Below are 23,265 nucleotides of genomic sequence, written 5' to 3'. Positions count from 1 at the left end.
CTCGCCACAGCAACTACGTCAGGCATCCTGCCTTTCGCCCTTGGGGCCAGCTAAGCTGTTCAAATTCGTTCCAGACGAATTTGTCGCTACCGCTTACGCGTTCGCTCAGACACTCTGTGTCGCCCCATCAGGTATTAGCCCCCTCCCCGATTGAATCTCGTTACACCGCTTTTTGTAGAATCTGCCGCGATATCTCAAGGCTGATATCGCCATGCTCACCCAGCTTTAACATGCCATTGGCTTCCAGTTTAGCCATCAGCTTATCTACCGCATCGGCGGCAATGCCGTAATCGGCCAGGCGGGTTGGCACACCCATTTGCTCGAAAAAGGTGCGGGTGTGGCTAATGGTATCGTCAATTAAGCGCTCTTCATCCTGATGATTCAGCTGCCAAACCCGCCGGCCAAATTGCAATAGCTTCTCGCGCTTTTGCGCCCGTTGCTGCTGCATTAATGCCGGCAATACTATGGCCAGCGTCTGCGCATGATCCAGGCCATACAAGGCGGTAATTTCATGGCCGATCATATGAGTGGCCCAGTCTTGTGGCACGCCCTGGCCAATCAGACCGTTTAACGCCATGGTGGCGGCCCACATAATATTTGCCCGTACGTCGTAATCATCCGGCTGGCTAAGGGCCTTAGGGCCCTGTTCAATCAGGGTTTGCAATAAGCCTTCGGCAAAACGGTCTTGTACCGGCGCATTTACCGGGTAGGTTAAGTACTGCTCGATCACATGGACAAAGGCATCCACTACACCATTGGCTACTTGCCGTGGTGGCAGGCTGAAGGTCACGGTCGGGTCGAGAATAGCAAACAGTGGGTACACCAGTGGGCTGCTGAACGACAATTTTTGCTGGGTATCATAGCGGGTAACCACCGAATTGCCATTGCTCTCGGTACCCGTCGCTGGCAACGTCAGCACACAACCTAATGCCACTGCATTTGCCACCTTACCGCGGTTGGCCAGAATATCCCAGGCATCGCCCGGGTATACCGCGGCTGCCGCAACAAATTTAGCCCCGTCAATCACACTGCCACCACCTACCGGCAACAGAAAATCAATTTTCTGCTCGCGTACTAAATCAGCGGCCCGCATCAGGGTTTCAAAGCTGGGGTTGGGCTCAATGCCACTGAACTCCTGCCAGTCAAAGCCGCTAAGGGCTGATACCACCTGATCATACACGCCATTATGTTTGATTGAACCGCCACCATACAACAACAGCACCTTACTGCCTGCGGGAATAAGTTTAGCTAACTGGCTAAGCTGATCTTTACCAAACACAATGCGGGTAGGATTTTGATACGAGAAATTAAGCATGTTTGACTCCAAAGTAAGTAACTGCTGATTCACAGACATACCTTGGTTATGAGGGCAAAGCTGGCAGGTTCAAGCTTTCACCAATGTAACATCAGACGACTTCACCAAAAAGCCAGACGACATGCCTGCCGTCTGGCAAAAAAAAAGCTTAGCGTGTAAAACAAGCTGACACCTGCTAGTCACTACGCCAGATCGCCACGCAGGCTGCGCACCTGTTGCTCTAAATCCGCTGCGCTAACCCCAGCTGGGGGTATCGGCTCAGCTGCGACCAACTGCACTTTCGACCACCAGCGGCCTGTCAATTTAAACGCGCCCTTGCCATGATGGCTGAAAAATGAGCCCCCCCCCGACACGCCAATCAGCATCAGGTCAAACAACACCCCAACCGAAAAAGAACAACGATAATGCCAATCCACAGCAAAGCGTGTTCAACCCCTACCAGCAACCCACCGAGAATTGTCCCCAGCAAAATGGCAATAAAGGTACCCATTTCTACCCAGGCATTGCCCGCGAGCAGTTCTTTGTCATTAAGCAGCTGTGGCAAAATAGCGTATTTCACCGGGCCAAAAAATGCCGATTGGCTGCCCATCAAAAATAACAACCCTAGCAATACCCTGTTGCAACCGTTAACTGCTGAAAACGGTAGGTTTTTCCAAAAAAATACCCTAAGTTAGTGACCTGGCGCCAGCAGTCGCTGCAAATATTGACAAGACGTCTGGCCATCTATATAGTTCGCAACCCATTTTTTTACGAGGTAAATCATGCCAAACCCGCTTAGCTCACTAAGCCCGCCAGGCGCTAAACGCTCCCTGATCCCGCTGGGGCTGTTTGTGCTGTTGTTTTTAGGCAGTGGTTTATATTTCCAGGCGCAAAATGTTGAATATGCGTTTTACCAGTTGCCGGGCCATGTCGCGATTATTCCTGCGCTGATGCTCGCTATCTGGTTGCACCGCGCGCCCCTGCAGCAATCCATAGAGGTGCTGGTTAAAGGTGCAGGTAATCATAATATTATTACCATGTGTCTGATTTACCTGCTGGCAGGCGCTTTTGCCAGTGTGGCCACTGCCAGCGGCGGCGTGGATGCGGCCGTCAATGCCGGGCTGAGCATAGTGCCCGCAGCCTGGCTGCTACCGGGTTTATTTATTATTGCTGCGCTGGTCTCTACTGCCATGGGCACCTCTATGGGCACCATAGGAGCCCTGGCGCCTATCGCCACAGGCCTGGCAACCCAGGCTAACCTGGAACCGGCACTGGTTGCCGGGGTACTGCTAAGCGGTGCCATGTTTGGCGACAATTTATCCATTATCTCTGACACTACTATCGCCTCAACCCGCACCCAGGGTGCAAAGATGTCGGATAAATTCAAAGAAAATATTAAGATTGCCCTGCCCGCAGCTGGCCTGACATTACTGCTCTACACCCTGCTTAGCAGCGCAACGGCTCCCGTTGCTGCAGCGGACTTCAGCTGGACCGGCGTACTGCCATACGCAGCCATTTTAGTGCTGGCGGTAATGGGGTTAAATGTGTTTGTGGTGCTGCTACTGGGTATAGTACTGGCGGCTTTGCAAGGCAGTGTGTTTGCCGATTACCAGCTGGCCAGTTTAGGTAAAGATATTGCGACTGGCTTTGCCAGCGTGCAGGAAATTTTCCTGCTGGCGATGCTGGTCAGCGGCCTTAGTGAGTTTATCAAACAACAAGGCGGTTTAAGCTGGATAGCCGGAAAAATTCAAAGCTTTACCGGCAAGTTAAAACTGGCCGGTAATAAGGCTCAGCAACTGGCAATAGCCGCGCTGGCCTTTAGCAGCAACCTGTGTATCGCCAATAACACCGTAGCCATAGTGTTAAGCGGCGATGTGGCGAAAACTTTAGCTCAGCAGCATCAGATCTCGCCACGACGCAGTGCCAGTTTACTGGATATTTTTGCCTGCATCAGCCAGGGCCTGGTACCCTATGGCGCTCAGGCCTTATTATTAGGTGCCAGTTTCGGCATTTCACCATGGCAGGTCGTGAGTTATAGCTTTTATTGTCTTATTTTACTGCTGGTCGCCAGTGGCATTATTTTGCTACGCCGCTCCGCAGGAACAGTGCCAGGCCCTGAACTAAGCTGATCGGAGGCTAGCGCGGGCGCTTGCTACGCTGCTGCCAGGCAACTTTACTTTTTATCCAGATATGGCGGGTTAATACCCGCCAGTGCATTTTATGCCGATAGCCCCGCACATACCACAAGGCAGCCGCCAGTTTGGCATTAACGCCCGGGGTTAACTGGCGCACTACCAAGGCGCGTGCAACATTACGTCGGTAAACACTGTGTTGCAATTGCGCGGTAATGTCCGCGGGCAATTGCCGGCAGAACAATTGCTCAATCAGCAGCAAGGTGTTTACCACAGGTTCCAAGGCGCCAAAGTCTTTTGCGTCTGTCAATAATTGTTGCAGCAATTGCCCATCAGCTAACTGCTGATACAGTAAATCCAGATCAATTAAATCTTTTACCAGCTTATGCTGCTCTTCCTGCCAGAAAAAATGAATGGCAGCATGAATATACAAATAACTCAGGCTGGGTACCTGCAAACAGGAACCGGCAATAGCGCCGGCACTGGCAAACACCCGCCCGGTTGCCAGATTTTTACGACCCGCCAGCGGAAACAAAGCAAAATGTAAATCCAGGGCCGTACCGCGCTTCACATGATACAGCGGCGGATTTTCGTGAGACAGTTCCAGATAAAAGTGCTTATCGTAGGCGGACATCGCCGGTTCAAAAAAGCCGGCAAAAAACAGCTTGGCTTTGCAGTCGTCCAGCTGTTGCCGCTCTACCAACATATCGATGTCGGAATATAACCGCCCCTCACTGACCGTCAGACCTGCAGCCTGATACGCCGCACCTTTTAGCAATACACAGCTATAGCTGGCCGCTGCCATCCAGGGTTCAAGCTGCATCAGTTCATAAAACAAGCTGGCTTGCTGTTTCTGATAATAACGCCAGCCCCAGGCACAATGTTTCTGTACGGTATCTGGCAAGTCTTGCAGTAACTGGTGGCGGCTAAACAACGCCCGCAACTGCGCCGTTAAACCAAGGCTACGGGCTTGCTGCAACAGATTTGTCCAACAGTCTGCTGTCGCCGTAGCCTGAAAGGTTTGCGGATCCCGAAAACAACGAATCAACATTGGCACTAGCACAGTAATTGCTCCAGCAACGCCAGCATTTGTTCAGTGTTATGATATTCCAGCCGATAACTGTCGGTGTTTTCCACCAGTTGACTTAGCAACTTAAAACCCTCAGCGCCAAATACGGCGTAATTAAAACTGTTCTGTGCCAGATAAAGCAAAGTGTCGGCTTTGGGCATGGTAAAAACGGCGACAGGCTCTGCTGTTGGCTGAAAAGCCGGGAACACTATCCAGGCAGGTTTAGCTGTCAGGTTGGCTTGCTGCCAGCTGATATCGGTGGGACGCAAATAGGCCACAGTACCTTTTTCGGTATCAGGCGTACGATGAAATACTGCTATACCAGGCTGATGCTGCTGAATAACAGCAATCGAAGCATTTTTTAAACTCACCGGCCGCACGTACGGTTGCAACAGGCCGGTTGTCGGGTCTATCAGGCACATTTCATCCGACAACAACCGCCAGCCCCGCAACATCAGCAAGGCACATAAGGTACTTTTGCCACTACCGGGCGGTGCCGGCATAATCAGTGCCTTGCCGTCTTTTTCCAGCACAGCAGCGTGGATTGCCAGATACTGCTGCTGATAAGCCGACACACACCAATTCAGGCCCCACTCAAAGGTAGGGATCAGTTGATGGGCATCGGCCATCCGGAAATGCTCACTGCCGGTGCGAAAATGATAAGGCCGGCTTTTACCACTAAAGCGCCGGCTATAATCAATATGGAAGTCGTAAATATGTTGCGGACAGCTGCTTTGGCGCAACACATCGGAAGCGTACAATGCGGTTAAATCATCAAATAATGTCGAACTGTCAGTGGCAACACGCACCGTAAATGGTGGTGTATGTAATGAAAAAAGCGGCAAGCTTACTCCTGCTTAGCAGACTGTTCCGATGTCACCCTGACAGTAGCATAACTGATATTATCAAAACAGACAGTAGTACTGTCAGCAGAAAAAGTAGTGGTAGTAAGATGTTGCTGCTGACTAAGCGCCTGCCTGGCTTGAATTAGCCAGGCAGCGTATCCCGCGGCAATAGGTGCAGCAGGCATTATTCGCCGTCAATATACATTTGCAATACTTGCGCTAATTGGTCAGTTTTGCCCAGCATGATAGCGTTGTTATATGAATCAACAAACGCATCAGGCTCGGGATATATGCCCTGGCCACGGTAAAACATGGCATGCAAAAATAACCCGGCAATATCGCGGATTAACGAGCTTGGCCCTTTTTCTACGGCATCCGCGATGGTTCCGTCAAAACCGCCGGCAAAAATATCGCTGAATAAGGTGTTTTCGTTAAGCTCAATACCGGCATAGCTATAGGTAAAAACACCATTTTTATGATAATTAGCCGATGCAGAGTGGAAATAGCCTTTGCGCTCGTTGCCTCCGCTAGGCCCTAAATAAAAGTATTGTTTAGCCGCACCATGCGAATGGAACGACGCCACACAACTTTCAAACTGATCACCCTGCACTGATTGCATTTTTGACATACTGGCACTTAAGTTACAGTTTTGCGTACTGTAACCCCAGGCACCTTTACTTTTTAGTGCCATTAACACCGGCAGCGACCCTATGCCCGCCCGCACCAAAAACTTACGGCGGCCACTCGCTGCTTTAATATCCTTATTGTCCATAGACACTATCACCCTTGTCTTGATGTTTTAGCCAAATACTGGTCATTAACCTAAAACATGCAAAATTCAATCCAATCACATAATCAATTGATATAACTAAAAATAGCAAAAAAACAGCATCAGCAAAACATAATTTTGTAAATTTAGCTGACGCTATTTATGTTCAACTACTAGCGACGGCATGCCGGCAGGCGCCCGGCTTTTTTCCGTTCGTTAAAGGTAGACATTGCTTCGGGCATTCTGGCCCTTAATTCGGCTATCCGGTTCTCTGGCACCGGATGGCTCGACAAAAACTGCGGCGTGTTGTTACTGCTGGCTGCCGCCATATTCTGCCATAAATTTATTGCCTGACGCGGCTCAAAGCCGGCTTTGGCCATCAAATCCAGGCCTATGATATCAGCCTCAGATTCATGGGTGCGGCTAAAGGGCAACACAACGCCCAGTTGCGCCCCTACGCCTAATGCCGCCATAATTTCCTGCTGATAACGCACACCATAGGCTCGGGTGCCGGCATCACCTAAGGCCAGTGCCGATTGCACAAACTGATTGGTCGATAAACGCTCGTTACTGTGGCCAGCCATCACGTGAGCAATTTCATGGCCAATCACCGCCGCCAGTTGCTCCTGATTCTCGGCCACTTTCAGTAAACCGGTATACACCCCAATCTTGCCACCCGGCAAGGCAAACGCATTGATCTGATCATTCTCAAATACCACCACTTCCCAGGGGTTAGTCAGGTATTTTTCCGGGGTTACCCTAAGTAAGGCACTGGCGACGCATTGTACATAGTCATTAGTGCGGGCGTCTTTGCTAATCGGCGTTTCCGCTTTCATTGTTTCGAAAGTTTGCGACCCCATAGCATTAAGCTGGCTATCATTAAACAGCATAATCTGATTGCGGCCGGTTGGCGATTGCGCGCAGGCAACCACGAATACAGCAGCAAGCGCTGCCAGTGAAAACTTTTTCAGCATAAAGAAATCCTTATTAATGCCTGTCCACGGAATACACCCATGCTGCTAATTGTATCGGTTGTTGAAAAAAAAACCACCCGAAGGTGGTTTTATGTTTACTTAACCAGTTAAATCATCAAAGAATTTTTTCACACCATCAAAAAAACCTTTCGACTTTGGCCGGTGTTTTGCTTCGCTCTCACCGCCCATACTGTCTTCCAGCTGGCGCAATAATTCTTTTTGCTTGTCACTTAAGTTAACCGGCGTTTCAATTACCACCTTGCACACCAAATCGCCGACCCCGCCACCGCGTACCGATTGCACGCCTTTACCGCGCAGCCGGAACATTTTTTCAGTTTGGGTTTCGGCGGGTATTTTCAGTTTAATCCGGCCATCCAGCGTGGGAACCTCAATTTCGCCGCCAAGCGCTGCTGTCGCAAAACTTAACGGCACATCGCAATACAGGTTATTGCCATCGCGCTGGAAAATAGCATGTGGTTTAACATTAACCTGCACGTATAAGTCGCCTGCTGGCGCACCATGCATGCCCGCCTCACCTTCGCCGGTTAAGCGAATGCGATCACCCGTGTCTACGCCAGCCGGAATTTTTACTGACAAGGTTTTGGTTTTCTCAACCCGGCCTTCACCATGGCACTTGGTGCACGGATCCGGAATAATCTTACCGCGACCATTACAGGTTGGACAGGTTTGCTGCACTGCAAAAAAACCCTGACGCATGGTTACCTGACCGGCACCGTTGCAGGTTGGACAACTTTTAGCCGAGGTGCCTTTTTTGGCGCCGGAGCCGTCACAGCTATCACAATTAACATAGGTCGGCACTTTAATATCGACCGACTTACCTTTCACGGCTTCTTCTAAATTCAGTTCCAGATTGTAGCGTAAATCTGAGCCTCGCTGTGCCCGCGACTGGCCACGGCGTCCGCCACCACCAAAAATATCGCCAAACACATCGCCAAAAATATCACCAAAGTCGCCAGCGCCTGCACCACCGCCGCCACCGCCACCGCGGTTAGGATCAACCCCGGCATGGCCAAAACGATCGTAGGCAGCGCGTTTTTGCTCGTCTGATAAAACCTCATAGGCTTCCTGGACTTCTTTAAACTTCTCTTCCATGGCTTTATCACCCTGAGTACGATCAGGGTGAAACTTCATAGCGAGGCGTTTATAAGCCTTTTTGATGTCTTTATCATCGGCGCCTTTAGCGACACCCAATACTTCATAGTAGTCACGCTTTGACATAAATTCAGTGTTTACTTCTTAATCAAAGGGCTGCAGTAAACTGCAGCCCGGGCCCGTATTATTTGTTGTCGTCTTTAACTTCTTCAAACTCAGCGTCAACAACATCGTCATTACCTGCAGCTTGCTGCTGGCCGGCATCAGCGCCACCTTGCTGGGTTTTGGCCTGGGCCGCTTCCATCAGCTTTTGTGAGGCCTGAATCAGCGCCTGAGATTTAGCATCAATCTCAGCTTTATCGCTGCCTTTCAGCGCTGTTTCCAGCTCGCTAATCGCCGTTTCAATCGCTTCTTTGTCGTTAGTCGCTAAATCGTTACCCACTTCTTCTAACTGCTTACGGGTAGCGTGCACCATAGCATCAGCCTGATTGCGGGTTTGCACCAGCTCCTCAAACTTTTTATCGTCTTCGGCATGCAACTCAGCATCACGCACCATGGCGGCAATTTCATCTTCCGACAAGCCTGAAGACGATTTAATGGTAATTTTCTGCTCTTTACCAGTGTCTTTGTCTTTGGCCGACACATGCAAAATACCATCCGCATCTAAATCGAAGGTCACTTCAATTTGCGGCTCGCCACGGCGACCGGCACGAATGCCTTCTAAGTTAAACTGGCCCAGTGACTTGTTATCAGTTGCGCGCTTACGCTCACCCTGTAACACGTGAATGGTTACTGCTGCCTGGTTATCATCAGCGGTTGAAAACACCTGCGACTTTTTGGTCGGAATAGTGGTGTTTTTCTCAATCAGCGCGGTCATTACGCTGCCCATGGTTTCAATACCCAGTGACAGTGGCGTAACGTCCAGCAGCAAGACATCTTTAATGTCGCCTGACAATACTGCGCCCTGAATGGCGGCACCCACCGCTACTGCTTCATCCGGGTTAACGTCTTTACGCGGCTCTTTACCAAAGAAAGCAGTAACCGCTTCCTGTACTTTAGGCATGCGGGTTTGCCCACCCACCAGGATAATTTCGTTAATTTCGCTGACGCTTAAATCAGCATCGGCTAAGGCTTTTTTCAGCGGCTCTAAAGTACGCTGCACTAAGTCTTCAACCAAAGATTCCAGCTTGGCGCGGGTTACTTTAATATTTAAGTGTTTCGGGCCTGAAGCATCTGCAGTGATATATGGCAGATTCACTTCCGTTTGCGAGGCTGATGACAGCTCAATTTTGGCTTTTTCTGCAGCTTCTTTTACACGCTGCATCGCCAGTGAATCGTTGCGCAAGTCCATGCCCTGCTCTTTTTTGAATTCTTCGACCAGGTAATTAATAACCCGGTTGTCGAAGTCTTCACCACCTAAGTGGGTGTCACCATTGGTCGATAACACTTCAAAGGTTTGCTCGCCGTCAACATCATCAATTTCAATGATAGAGATATCGAAAGTACCACCACCCAAGTCATACACTGCAATCTTGGTGTCGCCTTTCTTTTTATCCATACCATAAGCCAGTGCCGCAGCCGTTGGCTCGTTGATAATGCGTTTAACATCTAAACCTGCAATGCGGCCTGCGTCTTTGGTAGCCTGACGCTGCGCATCATTAAAGTATGCAGGTACCGTAATTACCGCCGCAGTGACCGGCTCGCCTAAGAAATCTTCAGCGGTTTTCTTCATTTTCTTCAGCACTTCAGCTGAAATTTGTGGTGCCGCCAGTTTTTTGTCTTTTACTTCAACCCAGGCATCGCCATTATCCGCTTTAACAATTTTAAACGGCATAATTTTGATATCGCGCTGTACTTCTTCGTCTTCAAACCGACGACCAATTAAGCGCTTAATCGCATACAAGGTATTTTTCGGGTTAGTCACGGCCTGGCGTTTTGCTGGCTGCCCTACTAACACTTCACCATCTTCAGCGTAAGCAATAATTGAAGGCGTGGTACGCGTGCCTTCTGCATTTTCTAACACCCGAGGTTTGTCGCCATCTAACACAGCAACACATGAATTGGTTGTACCCAAGTCAATACCGATTATTCTACCCATAACTGCTCTCCACTTATATTCTGAACAATTAAAAATTGCGTTGACTGATTAGTGGGGATTAGCCCTGATCGATTCAAGGTTATTAGCTAAAAAATTTTAGAATGAGCAGCAGTTATGTTGAGCGGACCAAAATTACTAACACACTTGATTGCGGCCGGCATGTTTGGCTTTATATAAAGCTTCATCAGCGCTGACAATCAATTGCTCGGCATTGCTGTAACTATTGTCCCCGGTCGAGGCTACGCCAGCGGAAAAGGTACAGCTAAATTGCTCGCTGGCGGCATTAAAGTGCAGCACCGCGAAACTGGCTAATATTTGTGTTGTGAGTTGGCGCGCCTGGGCGGCATCGCAATCGGGTAACACCAGCATAAATTCTTCGCCACCGTATCGTCCCGCACGGTCAGTTTTGCGGATGCGCTTTCTGAGCAGCGTGGCCAAGGCGGTAATCACCACATCACCTGTGGCATGGCCATGGCTATCATTTACGGCTTTAAAGTGGTCGATATCCAGCATCACAATGCTTAATGGCCTACCTGTTCGCTCAGATCTTTCAACCTCAAGTACCGCCACCTCTTTAATAGCGCTGTGCTTAATTAATCCGGTCAGGCTATCTTTTTCTACCAGGTTTTTTATTTGCATGCTACGCGCCAGGCGGACTTTCACAGCCTGCGCCAGTTGATTATCGTCAATTGGCTTGGTAATAAAGTCATCGGCGCCATGCGACATGGCACGGTTCTGTAAATTTTTGTTTTGCTCTGACGACAAAAAAACAATAGGCAGCCTGCGCAGTGGCGGATATTGCCGTATCACACCGGCGAGTTCAGCACCGGTGTAATCAGGCATATACATATCCATCAGAATTAAATCGGGCTGAAAGTTGATAAGCTCTTTAACAATGGCCTGCGGCTGCTTATTAATCAGCGTTTCAATACCTATCCGGTTTAACACCAAAGCATAATGCTCTGCCAGCATGGTGTCATCATCTACAATGTACACCCGGCCTTTGCTACCTGATGCCTGCTCCAGCAGCTCGGCAATACGGCTTATCATATTGGGTACATCAAGCGGGGAAACAAAAAAATCGTCAGCATATTGCTGCGCGGCTTTAATCCGTAAAGCAAAATCATCCTGCTCAGAAAAAACCATTAGCCGGCACTGCCGCTGCTGCAGTGAATTTAACAATAAACTTTGTTTAAATAAATCAGCGCCGTTAGCCTGCTCTATCTGGCTAAACAACAAGGCTGGCGTTTCGGTTTGCAGTAATTTAATACAACTATCAAAGTCTGGCAGTTGCACCACCGCATGGCCAAAAGCTTTCAGCTGTGAAATCAGTTCAGCGGACAATAGCTGATTACCAAGCATCAGCCAGATAGCGCGCGGTTCACTGCTGACGCTCTCACCTGGTGCGGCAACGGGCGCCGCTGAACTCAGCGCCTGTGCAACACTTTGTTTAAACAGATAAAGCAGCTGATTTAATTCAGGAATTTTTCGCGCACAAAGCTCAGGGGATAAGGCATTAATATCAACAACATATTGCTCAATTTTCCTGGCTAGCGTGCCAAGCTGGGCATGCCCGAAAGTACCACAGGCACCGGCCAACTTGTGCGCTTCCGCTTTTAGTTGGCCAAGCTCATTACCGCTTGTTTGTTGCAGTGCCAACGCCAGCATGGCTTCAGCGCGCGCAGGTAAGCTTTGTTCAAACTTTATTCTTACCCGGCTAAAAGCCTCGCTAATATCAACCTGCGTTCTGGATGACGGCATTACACACTTCCTAACCTTCATTTAGTTTATAGTATCTGGCTTTACTGGCAGTGCAAAGTAAAAAGTCGTGCCTTTGCCCGGCACTGAGTCAAACCCTATGTTCCCGCCCATTTGTTGCACCAGCTCTTTGCAAATAGCCAGTCCCAAACCGGTACCACCGCTTTGCCGCTGATTAGACCCATCTGCCTGAGCAAACCGCTCAAAAATATGGCTTTGGAAATCAACAGGAATACCCGCGCCACAATCCACTATTTCAAATAACACCTTATTTTGCTGTCGCTTTGCTGTCAGCAATACTTTTGCTTGTTTAGGCGAAAACTTAATAGCATTTGACAGTAAATTAGTCAGCACCTGCTGTAAGCGTAAGGAGTCGGCTTGCACCTTTAATCCTGCAACTATTGGCTGCAAGGCAATAGTTGCCTGATGCAAGCCTGCAAAAGGCTGTAGATTGTCGACAGCTTGCTGCAACTCTGCCTGCACAAGCAGTGGCTGAATATCAAACGGCATTTTACCTGCCGCCAGTTTTTCTACATCCAGTAAGTCATTAATCAGTTGCGCCAGTCGCTCACTGTTACTATTGGCTACTTCTATTAATTTTTGCACCTTTTCAGGTAGCTGCCCCAACTTTCCGGAATGCAGCAGCCCAAGTGCGCCTTTAATGGCCGTTAACGGCGTTCTGAGCTCATGACTGACGGTGGAAATAAAGGCATCTTTCATTTGTTGCAGTTGCATACGCTCAGTCACATCCTGCACTGAACCTACCAGCACTTGGTCAGGACTATCGCCAGCTGGCAACAACCGGGCCAGTTCATGTACCCAGCGAATATTACCATCGGGACGAATAATCCGGTGCACCACATCATGCAGCCCGCTTTGCAGTGCACGCTGCTCACTTTCAGCCACCAGGTGGCGATCATCCGGGTGCAAGGTGCTTTTAAATAAGGCAACACTGGGGGTAATATTACTATCAAAACCAAAAATCTGATATATCACCGGCGACCACCACAGCTCGCCGGTTTTTAACGATGCCTGCCAGAAACCGATTAATGCTGTTTCACTGGCCATCTCCAGCCGCTGCTGGCTGAGTTGATATTCTTTATTAAGCCGTTCCAGCTCTAAATAGTGCTGTTTTGAAGTGGTAATATCTTCAATATAGCCATGCCACAACGTGCTGCCATCAGGGATAGATTCTGGCGTAGCACGACCTGACACCCAGATTGTTTTTTTGTTGTCCAGACAAACCCGGTACTGGTGCTGCCAAAGCGACAAGTTTGCCGCTGATAGTTCGATACTGTTGGCCAGACCAGCCAGATCGTCCGGATAAATTTTACCAAAGATGGCTGTCGCATCATCTTTGACCTGTTCCGGTAAAGCACCATAAATCTTTTGGATGTTAGCGCTGGCGTATGGAAAACATGCCCGACCATCGGGCCATTGTTGATACTGATATACTACGCCAGGCAACTGGGAGGTTAGCTTTAACAACTGTTGTTTTAATGTTTTTTCTTCAGTGATATCCAGAATAAAACCATCAAGAAAGCTCACTTCACCTTGCTCGTTATATTCGGCACGGCCCCGCTCTTCTACCCAACGTATGGCACCCGATTTATGCATAACACGATATTGCAGTAACCAGCTTTGTTTATCGTTGATTGCCTGACCCACAGCCAAATCTAATCTTTCGTGATCATCCGGATGAATAACACTGGCATAGCTGCGTACACTATTATTAATAAAATCAGTGGCCGGATAGCCGGAGAGAGGGTCGATACTGCCGCTCATATACAGCATGGTCCAGTGTTTATCGGCTTTACAGCGGTAGGTAATGCCAGGAATGTTGGCCACCAAGGTCTGAAACTGGTCACGACTGGCTTTAAGCGCTAACTCCGCTTGTTTTTGCTCAGTAATATCAGCATGGGTGCCATACATCATTAGTGGCTTATTGTCTGCCGTCCAGCTTACTACCTGCCCCCGATCATGCACCCACACCCAGTGGCCGTTTTTATGTTTCATCCGGCATTTACAGTCGTAAAATGCTAACTCGCCGGAGAAGTGCTGCTCTAATAACTTGCCTGATGCAGCTAAATCATCAGGGTGAGCTAATGATAACCAGGTATTAATATCTATCGGAGCCAGCTCGTCTAAGCCATAACCGACAATCTCTGCCCAGCGCTCGTTAAATACTGTTTCACCGGTTTGCACATTCCATTGCCAGGTGCCAATGCGGGTACCTTCTAACACCGAGCGGTACATTAATTCACTGGCTGCCAGCTGCTGCTGTGAATGCTGTTGCAGCCTGTCGGCAATTTCCTGTTCAATAACATCAGCAAACTGCCGCAATAAGTGCCGCTCGCTTAGCGATAACTGCCGGGGTTTAGGGTCAATAATGCATAAGGTACCAATGCGCTGGCTCTGAAAATGTAGTGGTGCACCGGCATAAAAGCGAATAAAGGGGGCATGAGTTACCAACGGATTATCCGCAAACATGACATCCTGACTGGCATCAGACACTTCGAAAATGTCATCGGCTAAAATAGCGTGACCGCAAAACGAGATGTCGCGGTTAGTTTCGCAAGCATTTAATCCCTGGCGTGACTTAAACCATTGCCGCTGTGTATCTACCAGCGACACCAAGACAATTTCGGTAGCCAAGCACTGCTGCACCAGGCTGGTCAGCCGATCAAAGCGCGGCTCGGCATCAGTATCCAGCAAAGCGCTATTCAGCAGCGCCGCCAGCCGCTGCTTTTCATTTTTTGGTATCTCTGGTTGCTGCATAAGCCCTACTTTTGTGGTTATCATCCGACTTTTGGTTAGGTGCTGCGCTTAATACATTTAGCTTTGCTGCTCCATCGCGGCCTGCGGTAAAGTCAGCCAGAAGGTTGAGCCCTGGCCAAGGGTTGATTCAAAACCGATATCTCCGCCCATTTGTACCACTAACTCTTTACTGATAGCCAAACCAAGGCCGGTGCCACCATGTTGGCGGGTACTGGCCGCATCGCTTTGTGAAAAACGCTCAAATATCCGCGCTTTAAACTCATCAGCAATACCGGCTCCCTGATCCCTTACCTCAACTTTAAGCTGTTCACTTTGCAGATATAACCTTACCACCACTGTCGATGCTTTTGCTGAAAACTTAATGGCATTGGATAACAGGTTATGCAAAATCTGGATAAAACGGGCTGCATCTACATTGGCAAACAACGGCATTATGGCTAAATCAGCAGTCAGTGTTACCTGATATTGTTCAGCATAGCTATCAATGGCTTGCAGCGCCTCTTGCACTAAAGGCGCCAGCGGCTGTATCTGCATATTCAGCTGCATTTTACCCGCCAACAGCTTCTCCATATCCAGTAAATCATTAATCAGTACGGTTAAGCGTTGACTATTGGCTTCAGCCACCTGTAAAAGTTTAACTACCTTGGGCGGCAGCTCAACTAACAGCCCTGAGTTGACCATCCGCAATGCGCCATAAATTGAGGTTAGTGGTGTACGTAACTCATGGCTGACAGTAGAGATAAACTCATTTTTCAGCTTTTCATTGCGATGTCGCTCCGAGATATCTTTAGCAATACCCAGGTAGCCGTTAATTATGCTGCTTGCATCGAAAATAGGCGTTACCGTCAGTTGCACCAGCACTGTCTGACCATCTTTTCGCACGTAGTGCCATTCGCGGCTTTCACTACCCTTTTGCTCAGCCATCACCACAAAAGCCTGAAAACCGGATATGGGTTGCTGCAGCTCTTTAGTGAGCTGCTCCGCGCGCTGCTGTACCTCGCTGGGCAAATGCAATATCGCGGGTGATTGCCGGTTAACCAGTTCTGCCGCCTGGTAGCCGGTTAATTTTTCAGCACCTCGGCTGAAAAAGGTAATAATGCCGTCAGGCTTTGTTGCAATAATGGAGAAATCTGATGCCGCAGCAAGAATGGCCTCTAACTGGCTATTAGTCTGCAGTAATTGCGCTGAGTGTTCTGATACCTGACGGCCAAGATCAGATTGATTAGCTTTACTTAGAGTGAAAGCCGCCGTCAGCTCGTCACTCATTGCCATCAACGTTTGGGCAATGCTGTTATATTCCAGCACGCTACTGGCCGGTATCCTGGTGCTTACACCCGCTGCTACATTGTCTTTAATCTGCTTGCTGGCGGCGTCGAGCTTACGAAGTGGCCGGCTGATGGCTTTGCTCAGCAAAGCACTAACGGCAATGGCAAGCAGGATAAAGGCAAAAAACCACATTAACTTACGGGAGCTATCCTGTTCCAGTTTGCTCACAATATCAGTGGCAGGGCGCTCTATACCGATAAATAACACGCCTTCCACACCAGAAACGGGCTGTAACAGGGTGTAACGGCTTTGCCGCCAGCGCTGCAACCTGAGGGTGATATCTGTCGGTAAATGATGGGAAAACCCCAGGCCAGGTACAGGCTGACTGGACGGGCGAAAGCGTTCAATCACCCCTACGGCGTTGCGTATTTGTCCCTGCTCGTTAATAAGCACCAGCCCAAAATTGCCTGCCGGGAGTAACGCCTGCAACAGCTTGTCAAGCTGGTTAGCTGCTGCAAAAACATCTGCTGCTGTTGCCTGTAGTTGCAGTTGCTTTTCAACGGTTGCAGCTAGTTGCGCTAATTGTTGCGCAATGCCTGCCTGATACTCCTGCTGCAGATTGCGGGTATCCAGTAACAGCGGCACACTGCCAGCTAATAGCGTTAGTGTCATCATAACGTGAAAGATAAGCTGGCGTAATTGCACCTGAGGTAGGCTGTAACGTGCTGCAAAGCCATGGTGTAACTGTAGCAACAGCAACGCAACACTGGCTAACAACGTATTAAACACGGCATTGCTCATTTGTTTGAGACCGATTAAAGCCGCCGTATGCCAGCTGGCATCCAGTGCCATTGCATAAAACAGAATGATTAACGGCAACCCCAGAAACAGCCAGAATTGCAGATCTAGCAACACCAGATTAGCACTTTTATCCTGTTGCAGACGCCACGCTAGCCAGAGTATTTCCAGGGTAAAAACGAACCAGGCATAGGGGTGACCCCAAATCAGAAAAGTGACTGCAGCGCCGGCACAACCGATTACAAGAGCCGCCTTGCCGCCCAATAATACCAGCGCAAGTATGGCGATACTGGAGCCAAAAATAAAATCGATGCCAAAAAAAAGCGGTAATCTGTAATAGTTTAGCGCAGCGGCAACCAGTGCCAGCAGCAAAGTAGCAGCTAAGGTTGGCCACAGACCAAAAGAAAGCCAGGTTTTACCCGCGGCTACAGGTATTGGCATTAGTTTAAGGCCTACTGTTGTTCAAGGTATTGTTGGTACAGGCCATGTAAGGTATCCCCTAATAGCATAGGGTCAAAAGGTTTATCAATCACCGCTATAGCACCGGCGTCCAGGTATTGCTGCTTTTCTGCCTGCTGAATTTTTGCGGTCATAAACACTACCGGCACTTGCGCCATACTGGGTAGCTGGCGCAGCCCGGCCAGCGTCTGCAGCCCGTCCATCTGCGGCATCATTACATCCAGCAAGATAAGTTGCGGTGCAAAGGCTTCAACCTGGGCCAAAGCACGTTGGCCACTGTCACAGCTTAACAACTCAAAACCCGCAACATCGGTTAGCGCAATTTCCGCCACAGCGCGAATTGACTCATCATCTTCAACATGCATTACTCGCTCTAAAACCATTTACAACCTCTTCTTAGCTTAATTAAGCATATTTTTAAGGTATTTCGCCAAAACTTCCGTATTAATACGACTTTTGCTAAACACCGCCTTTACTCTGGCTGTGTTATCAGGCGTTACGTCTTGTGCTGAAAATATCACCACCGGAATATCACCCTGAGTTGCCGAAATTGTGCTTAACAGACTGATGCCATCACCATCGGGCAAGCCTAAATCCAGTAAAATAAGATCAAATTGCTGCTGCAGTATTTTTTTCGCCGCTGCCAGCGATGCTACTGCCTGATATTCGCATAGCTGCTCCAGCTGCAATCGCATAATAGTGACAATATCGTGGTCATCCTCAACATGCAAAATACGATGAACACGATCCAGCCGGGGTAACTGGCTTAACAGCTGGCCCAGCTTTAAGCTGAGCATCTCCGGGCTGATCGGTTTTTCTATCCAGTCTAGCGCATTCGCTATAGCAGCCAGCAGTAGCTTCCCTTGTTCAATATGGGCTGAAATAATTAACACTGGCAGATTGGCGGTAGCCGGGTTATCACGCAGCCGCAGAAAAAAATCAGCGCCATTTTCATCTTTAAGCTTTAAATCCAAAGTGAGAGCTGAATATTGTCGCTTAGCCAATTTTTGCCAGGCAGTACTGATGTCAGGCGCCCAGTCACTTGCATAGTTTTCTGCTTTTAAAAACTCACATAACAGATGCGCTGTGTCAGCATCATCCTCAATAACCAGTATTGCATTATCTGCATCTTTAAAGACAGGTACTTGATAAACCGGCAATTCAAACCAGAAGGTTGCTCCCTGCCCCGGCACTGAAGAAACACCCACCTCACCGCCGGCCTGTAAAATGATTTCACGGCTTATTGCTAAGCCCAAACCAGTGCCGGATTTAAGTTTTTCAGTGTTCTGTTCCAGTTGTGAAAACCGTTTAAATAACCGATGCTGATCAATTTCAGCAATCCCGGGGCCATTATCAGCAACTGAAATACGTACCCGCTGCGCGTTAAGCGCCGTGCTTAACAGCACCTCCCCTCCCTTAGGTGAAAACTTTATCGCATTTGACAAAAAATTCGCCAGCACTTGCTGTATGCGGCTCTGATCTACCCACAACTTTACATTGTCTTTTATATCAAGCTTAATGCTAACCTGATATTGTTCAGCGTAGGGCTGAATTTGAGTTTTGACATCCTCTAACATCACGAGTAATGGCACTTCAGCCTCATTAAACTCCATTTTTCCGGCCACCAACTTTTCAATATCCAGCAAGTCATTAATCAGTATATTTAAGCGCTGACTATTTTTGTGCGCTATGCTCAATAACTTTGCAGCTTTAGGGCTTAACTCGCCGGCAGCACCACCCAATACTAAGCCCAGTGAACCGCCAATTGACGTTAGCGGCGTTCTCAGTTCATGGCTGACGGTGGAAACAAAATCATCTTTTAATTTTTCAATACGCTTTATATCACTGATATCTTTGATAATAGTCCAGATAAAGGTTTCATCCTTTGCATCACTAAACAACACACCGCTTAACTCAATATCTATTAACTCGCCATTTTTATGCTTGTATTGCTTAATATAAGGGCCGTAACGACCGGTTTCGGTCAGCGCTTTAAGCTGCTGCTGTTCAGCATCGGCATAACACTCCGGGGTTAAATCCCAATAACTTAATTGTTTTAATTCTTCCGGCTTATAACCAACTAACTGTTCCATTGCCGGGTTAGCTTCAACAAAAGCACCATCACTAAAACGGTTTAATAAAATAGGTAAAGGCGATAACTGATAAAGCGCCGACAATTTTTGCTCAGATTGCTTTAATAACTTTTGTTGGCCGGACACTTCACGGCGAGCCTGACGCCTTAAAAATAATACCAACCAAATTCCCAGCAACAGCGTAACCACACCTGCGAGCAACCACATAGACCAAATAATCGTTTCAGCCCTCTGCTGAGCGCTGATTTGCGAACTGATATCCTGCCAACTGATGCTCACTAACTGGCCGCTTTGCTGTAAAGTTTCACCCCAAACCGGCCAGGGCTGCAGTGATACCACAAAGGTATGCTGGTTAAAATGAAGTATCTGCTGCGTTGCTTGTGCAACCGTGCCTTTTATCTGATAATTTTCCAGCCAGAACTGCAACATATCTGAGGGGTTATAGGTACTCCACATTTCTGTTTGCAGCCAATCCTTCCTTATGTCAGGATGAAATACTTCAGTGATTTCAGATTTAACCAGTAGTGCAATACCCTGTTCTGCCACCTTATACGGTGCTGCTGTGGCACCAGGCCCCTGTCGCTGCGCAAACACATTCTGCAAGTCAAAACCTAATTCTATCGCCGCCACCATCTGTTGCTGCTGATTAAAAACTGGCACTACTGAACGCAAACCTAAACCATGCCGGCCTTGCTCTGTTGCCGTGACCGGCATGGCGGTGTTCAGGCTATGCATTATCATGGGCCGGACATTAGCCAAACTATCACTGTGCCGTTCCGGGCGGTGAGCACGAAGTAAAGTAAAGGCATCGGGAGCAAGGTGCAGGTGCAACTGGCTGGCGCCTGAAGGGGTTAACGTTTGCCAATATCTGTCTAAAATGGGCGCTATTTGCTGGCGCAAAGAGCTTAAATCAGCATTAGCGCCCTCTTGTTGATAACGTGCTGCCGCTTGCAGTATCAATTCGGTTAATTGCCTATCAGCGGCAATAAGTTTTACCGCTATCTCCAATTGATGCCCGACCTCTTGCTGCAAGACTTGCTGTTTAGCCTGCTGTACAGAAGCAAACTCAGCAATTAAATTTTCGTGATAATGTTGACGCTGTGTGGCGGAGTGCCAGGCTGCCAGCAAAAAAACAAAAAAAACTAAAGCTGCCACTACCACGTAGAGTTTATAAGGATTAGCTTTTTGCCAGATGATGTTAAACAACTTGCAATCTCCTTGTTAGCCTGACAAACAGAATTAGGCATTTATAGGTTAAATGCAAGTTAAGAATAAAGTGGCAACCATATTTAAAATAAATTAACAAATTTGCAGCGATATGCTGTGGTAATTATAAGATTTATATAAGTTTTTTTGATGATGGATATAAAGCCTATGGATACTAATAAGTGGCGTGTCATGCAGATTAAGTATAGGCAAAACTTAAGCCTCAAAGCTGATATTCTGCAGGAAAATTCAATACGCCTTAAGCAAGGCTCTAAGTTGACTGTTACCTTGACAAAATATTAGTGGTTCATTGGTGCTAACAAAGCCGTAAACCAAAAAGTTGCCCCACCAGCCGGACCTGGTTGATAGCCAATCTGTCCTCCCATTGCTTCGGTAAGTTGTTTACAAATTGACAACCCCAAGCCGGTCCCTTCGAATACCTTGCTTGCGGTATCGTCCTGCTGGCTGAATTGGGTAAACAGCATTGGAATAAAATGTTTAGAAACACCTGCTCCCTCGTCCACAATACTTACTTTAACAAAACCATCAGCAATTTCTGTTTGTATTGTTATCTCACTTCTAGCGGGTGAAAACTTTTTGGCATTTGAAAGTAAGTTAGACATAACCTGCAAAAAACGACAGGCATCCGTCTGGATATTAATATCTGTTTCAACCGGCGCTAATTTTATACAAATTTGCTTTTCAGGCAGGTAATACAGTTGTTCATTTATTGCCTGCTCAAGAAGCGTTGCCAAGGGTGTAAATTGTACCTGCACAGACACTTTTCCGGCGGACAGTTTTGAAAAATCTAAAATGTCTAAAATTAGCTGATGCAACCTGTTAGCATTTTTTAAGGTTAAGTCGACCAACTTCTCTGTTTTCAGCGAAAAACTGGATGTTTTATCCACAGACAGCAACTTAAGCGCAGCAAGAATAGTGGTAAGTGGCGTTCTGAGTTCGTGGCTGATATTGGCAATAAAGTTATCCTGTAACGCCTGATAACGCTTACGCTGTTGAATATCGGTGATAATAAGAATAAAACTTAGTGCTTTTACTGTTTGGTATGGTTCCAACCGTCTAAGTTGTACTTGTACATCAATTTGCCGGCCATCACTTAAATTCAGCAAGGTTTCAAAATCGCGTTGCTGTTCGATTGGCTGAATAGCATTGGCATCTGACAGCACCGAAAAAGCCTGGCTAAACTCTTCGGATAAACGAAGCCAATCGACTATCTGGCTGTTCGCCAGCTCATCAGCCGCGGCGTTAAAAATTAATTCTGCGCCGCTATTGGCAAATTCAATACTGCCGTCCGCAGACAGCGCCAAAATACCAACATCTTTTACACCATCTAATACCGCTTGCAAAATCAGTCTGCCTGACTCCGCCTCTCTGGCGAAATCTTCGACTTGCCGTCGGCTCTTTAATAGCTGTTGTTCAAACTCAGCACGGTGCTGAGCTGGCAACATTACCCAGCGATAGCAATCTACACCATTAAATGAACCTTGCTCAGCATTTATCAGCATTGGGATCTGAGCAGGCTGGCTGCCTTTTATTTGTATATATATCTCTTTAATCACCCCTTCCTTACGAAGCATCGGCAATATATGTGTTTGTAAAAAAACCTGGGCGGCAAGAGGAAGCAATTGTTCCAGTGTCTGAGGCAAGCCAGACTTATTTAAACCAAACGCAGTTTCTGCCCACTTATTTATAAACAGAATAGCGCCAACCGTGTCAGTCACTATAACCGCGCAGGGCAGCGCATTCAGTTCATACTGCTCACTCAACAGTTAAACTCCTGTGGCAGGAAGCTTTGCATGGCGTCAATCACTATAGCCGGATGGCTCATATGCGCAGCATGTCCGGCAACATCCAGAATAACCAATTGACTATTTTTTATCTGATGATGAACAAACTGGCCAACGTCAACTGAGGCAAGGGCGTCAACCTTATGCTGCAGTATTAATGCTGGCACGGTTAATTTTGCAAAATCGGCTCTGTTGTCAGCAAAAAAGGTGGCATGCACAAATTGTCTGGTAATCACAGGGTCAGTAGAGCAAAAGCTATCAGATAACTGCCCCGCAATCTGCGGATCCGCGCCCACCCCAGCAACAACGGGCCCAAGATAATTGGCCCAGCCGAGATAGTTCTGGTCCATCAGTGCAATGAGACCATCTAAATCGGCTTGCTCAAATCCACCGGCATAATCAGGCGGCATATTTAAAAAACAGGGGGATGGCCCAAGTAAAATCATTGATTTAAACAAGCCAGGCCGTCGATTAGCGGCAAGAATGCCAATGCTGCAGCTTACTGAGTGTCCAACAAAAATAATATCTTTTGAGAGCTCAAGCGCATCGCAAATATCCAAAATGTCCTGAGCATAGCCGTTTAAATCTGCGTAACGTGAAAAACTGTATTGACTGATATCTGACTGACCGCTGCCAACATAGTCAAACAAAATTTGTTGGCTGCAATGGCTAAATGCAGGGGTAACAGCCGCCCACATGGCCTGGCTGCAGCCAAAACCATGGGCATACATAATGACTGGTGAATTTTTAGTGCCGCTGACATGCACATTGTTTCTTTTTAATACATTCATCAAGCTCTCCCAAAATG

18 protein-coding genes are annotated in these 23,265 nt (G+C 47.9%); 1 reads left to right on the top strand and 17 read right to left on the bottom strand.

All coding sequences use genetic code 11. The features are described from left to right. Positions 1 to 160: 160 nt before the first annotated feature. From WG68_RS00930 to WG68_RS00920, 3 genes are all read right to left on the bottom strand, one after another. Complete coding sequence (locus WG68_RS00930; RefSeq protein ID WP_046555969.1) at positions 161 to 1,315, bottom strand: iron-containing alcohol dehydrogenase; 1,155 nt, start codon at positions 1,313 to 1,315, stop codon at positions 161 to 163. 182 nt (positions 1,316 to 1,497) lie between these two features. Then, a complete protein-coding gene (locus WG68_RS00925; protein ID WP_152663002.1) occupies positions 1,498 to 1,692 on the bottom strand; it encodes a hypothetical protein in 195 nt (64 codons plus the stop codon). After that, positions 1,680 to 1,907 (bottom strand): hypothetical protein, encoded by a 228-nt coding sequence (locus WG68_RS00920; RefSeq protein ID WP_235357606.1) that lies wholly within the window; start codon positions 1,905 to 1,907, stop codon positions 1,680 to 1,682. The genes WG68_RS00925 and WG68_RS00920 overlap by 13 nt, the downstream gene beginning before the upstream one ends. 169 nt (positions 1,908 to 2,076) lie before the next feature. Here WG68_RS00920 and WG68_RS00915 point away from each other — a divergent pair, with 169 nt between their 5' ends. Continuing rightward, positions 2,077 to 3,423, top strand: a complete 1,347-nt coding sequence (locus tag WG68_RS00915) for a Na+/H+ antiporter NhaC family protein (RefSeq protein ID WP_046555771.1) — start codon at positions 2,077 to 2,079, stop codon at positions 3,421 to 3,423. A gap of 7 nt (positions 3,424 to 3,430) precedes the next feature. On the opposite strand, the gene WG68_RS00910 is transcribed toward WG68_RS00915, so the two are convergent. The 14 genes from WG68_RS00910 to WG68_RS00845 all read right to left on the bottom strand — a co-directional run bounded on the left by WG68_RS00910 (position 3,431) and on the right by WG68_RS00845 (position 23,248). After that, entirely contained in the window at positions 3,431 to 4,477 is a 1,047-nt protein-coding gene (locus tag WG68_RS00910; RefSeq protein WP_046555770.1) for a nucleotidyltransferase family protein, read from the bottom strand. A 5-nt stretch (positions 4,478 to 4,482) separates the two neighbouring features. Next, positions 4,483 to 5,340, bottom strand: a complete 858-nt coding sequence (locus WG68_RS00905; protein WP_046555769.1) for an HprK-related kinase A — start codon at positions 5,338 to 5,340, stop codon at positions 4,483 to 4,485. 2 nt (positions 5,341 to 5,342) lie between these two features. Further along, positions 5,343 to 5,525: a hypothetical protein gene (locus WG68_RS00900; protein ID WP_046555768.1), complete on the bottom strand. Its 183-nt coding sequence runs from the start codon at positions 5,523 to 5,525 to the stop codon at positions 5,343 to 5,345. Continuing rightward, entirely contained in the window at positions 5,525 to 6,112 is a 588-nt protein-coding gene (locus tag WG68_RS00895; protein WP_046555767.1) for a hypothetical protein, read from the bottom strand. Before WG68_RS00895 ends, WG68_RS00900 begins: the two co-directional genes overlap by 1 nt. A gap of 170 nt (positions 6,113 to 6,282) precedes the next feature. After that, positions 6,283 to 7,083: a M48 family metallopeptidase gene (locus tag WG68_RS00890; RefSeq protein WP_046555766.1), complete on the bottom strand. Its 801-nt coding sequence runs from the start codon at positions 7,081 to 7,083 to the stop codon at positions 6,283 to 6,285. A 99-nt stretch (positions 7,084 to 7,182) separates the two neighbouring features. Then, positions 7,183 to 8,322: a molecular chaperone DnaJ gene (gene dnaJ, locus WG68_RS00885; protein ID WP_046555765.1), complete on the bottom strand. Its 1,140-nt coding sequence runs from the start codon at positions 8,320 to 8,322 to the stop codon at positions 7,183 to 7,185. 58 nt (positions 8,323 to 8,380) lie between these two features. After that, positions 8,381 to 10,294, bottom strand: a complete 1,914-nt coding sequence (gene dnaK / locus WG68_RS00880; RefSeq protein WP_046555764.1) for a molecular chaperone DnaK — start codon at positions 10,292 to 10,294, stop codon at positions 8,381 to 8,383. Between the two features lie 135 nt (positions 10,295 to 10,429). After that, entirely contained in the window at positions 10,430 to 12,055 is a 1,626-nt protein-coding gene (locus tag WG68_RS00875; protein WP_046555763.1) for a diguanylate cyclase, read from the bottom strand. Positions 12,056 to 12,076: 21 nt separating this feature from the next. Continuing rightward, on the bottom strand, positions 12,077 to 14,830 hold the full coding sequence (locus WG68_RS00870; protein ID WP_046555968.1) for a PAS domain-containing protein: 2,754 nt from the start codon (positions 14,828 to 14,830) through the stop codon (positions 12,077 to 12,079). A gap of 57 nt (positions 14,831 to 14,887) precedes the next feature. Next, positions 14,888 to 17,335 carry a HAMP domain-containing histidine kinase gene (locus tag WG68_RS00865; protein ID WP_046555762.1) on the bottom strand — a complete coding sequence of 816 codons (2,448 nt, stop codon included), beginning with the start codon at positions 17,333 to 17,335 and terminating at the stop codon, positions 14,888 to 14,890. An 11-nt stretch (positions 17,336 to 17,346) separates the two neighbouring features. After that, a complete protein-coding gene (locus WG68_RS00860; protein WP_046555761.1) occupies positions 17,347 to 17,736 on the bottom strand; it encodes a response regulator in 390 nt (129 codons plus the stop codon). 18 nt (positions 17,737 to 17,754) lie between these two features. Further along, on the bottom strand, positions 17,755 to 20,652 hold the full coding sequence (locus tag WG68_RS18980) for a response regulator (protein ID WP_052748906.1): 2,898 nt from the start codon (positions 20,650 to 20,652) through the stop codon (positions 17,755 to 17,757). Positions 20,653 to 20,951: 299 nt separating this feature from the next. Further along, a complete protein-coding gene (locus tag WG68_RS18975; RefSeq protein WP_052748905.1) occupies positions 20,952 to 22,436 on the bottom strand; it encodes a sensor histidine kinase in 1,485 nt (494 codons plus the stop codon). After that, on the bottom strand, positions 22,433 to 23,248 hold the full coding sequence (locus WG68_RS00845; protein ID WP_046555760.1) for an alpha/beta fold hydrolase: 816 nt from the start codon (positions 23,246 to 23,248) through the stop codon (positions 22,433 to 22,435). Before WG68_RS00845 ends, WG68_RS18975 begins: the two co-directional genes overlap by 4 nt. Positions 23,249 to 23,265: the final 17 nt, after the last annotated feature.

Source organism: Arsukibacterium ikkense, assembly GCF_000987775.1.
GTDB lineage: Bacteria > Pseudomonadota > Gammaproteobacteria > Enterobacterales > Alteromonadaceae > Alishewanella > Alishewanella ikkense.
Note: the sequence above shows the minus strand (reverse complement) of the source record. Positions and strands in the feature narration are given on the sequence as shown.